Below are 1,548 nucleotides of genomic sequence, written 5' to 3' on the forward strand. Positions count from 1 at the left end.
GGTATGCTCGGCCCATGGCATCCACTCCCCGGCAGCGCCGCGCCGCCCGCCACCACCAGCCCCTCCCCGAACCCGAGGTGCCGGCGGGTCGCGGGCGGCGCGCGCGGCCGATCACGGTGGACGCCGTCGTCGGCGCCGCGCTCGGCATCGTGGCGCGCGAGGGCTACGAGGCCCTGACCATGCGGCGCGTGGCGACCGCCCTGGAGACCGGGCCCGCGTCGCTGTACGCGCACGTCGTCAACAAGGAAGACCTGGACGAGCTCCTCATCGGCCGCCTGTGCGCCGAGATCGACCTGCCCGAGCCGGACCCCGCCGCCTGGCGGGAGCAGATCACCGGCGTGTGCGCCCGGATGCGCGACCAGTACGTACGCCACCCCGGCATCTCCCGCGCCGCGCTCGCCGCCGTCCCCACCAACCAGGACACGCTGCGCCTCGCCGAGGGCATGCTCGCCATCCTGCTCGCGGGCGGCATCGCCCCCCGCACCGCCGCCTGGGGCATCGACGCCCTGATGCTCTACGTCAACGCCTACACGTTGGAACGGTCCCTGCTCGGCCACTCCGGCGACGCCGCGTGGGTCGTCGGCCGGGAGGAGCTGCTGAGGCGGTTCGCGCACCTGCCCGACGCCTTCCCGCACACCAAGCGCCTTGCCGGGGAGCTCACTTCGGGGGACGGCCACGAGCGCTTCGACTTCACCGTCGAGCTGATCCTCGACGGCCTGGAGCGCCGCTGACGCCCTCAGCCGCAGACGCCCTCGGCCGCCGCCCTCCGCCGCCGCCCTCAGTCGTCCAGCGCCTCCAACTCCCGCAGCCACAAGCCTGGCAGGTCCGTCGTGCCCCGGACCGCGGCGTCGACCGTGAAGCCCACGGTCAGCAGGCCGTTCATGGACACCAGCACCACGGACAGCGGGTGGCCCGCCGGGAGGAAGTTGAGCGGGAGCACCTCCCGTACGGGCGCGCCCGCCAGGCGGAGGGGATGGGCCGGGCCGTGGACATTGCTGGCGAGGAGCGTGGCGCGGTCCGGGCGGAAGTAGCGCTCCACGCACCACGTCCCCAGCGAGCGCGGCAGCCCCCGGAACACCCCGTGCACCACGGGGTGACGCAGCGCGCGGGCCAGGCCCGCCGTCCGTGCGGTGACCGCGGCCAGCCGCTCGCCCGGCGTGGCGAGGTCTACGGGAAGGGTGACGCGGCCCGGGATGTGGCGGTTGCGCAGCACGCCCTCGCGGTCACGGCGGATGTTGACCGGGCACAGAGCCCGTACGGCCCTCAGCTCGTCAGCGGCCCCCTCCCCCGCCCACGCGCGCAACGCCCCGGCCAGCGCCGCCAGATAGACGTCGTTGACGGTCGCGCCGTGCCGGTGGCCGATGCGGCGCAGGACGTCGAGGCGGGTGTGGGCGAAGAGGTGGCGCAGGCGGGGCGGAACGTCGGCCCCTGCTTCAGCCCGTACACCGGCCCCTACGCCAGCCCGTGCATCGGCGAGCCGGTCGGCGCGGCCGTCGCGGTCCAGCATCGGGCCGGCCACCGCCCGGCTCGCGCGGGCCAGGTCGGCGA

The 1,548-nt window shown here is 75.6% G+C and carries 2 protein-coding genes; one reads left to right on the forward strand and one right to left on the reverse strand.

The features are described 5' to 3' along the window. Nucleotides 1–14: 14 nt before the first annotated feature. Nucleotides 15–731, forward strand: a complete 717-nt coding sequence (locus ACFU99_RS43220; protein WP_384404156.1) for a TetR/AcrR family transcriptional regulator — start codon at nt 15–17, stop codon at nt 729–731. A gap of 47 nt (nt 732–778) precedes the next feature. Here the strand turns inward: ACFU99_RS43220 and ACFU99_RS43225 are convergent. Then, nucleotides 779–1,548: WS/DGAT domain-containing protein (locus ACFU99_RS43225; protein ID WP_384404159.1), on the reverse strand; the 770-nt coding region annotated here is incomplete at its 5' end.

It is taken from the genome of Streptomyces sp. NPDC057654 (genome assembly GCF_042800135.1).
Taxonomy (GTDB): domain Bacteria; phylum Actinomycetota; class Actinomycetes; order Streptomycetales; family Streptomycetaceae; genus Streptomyces.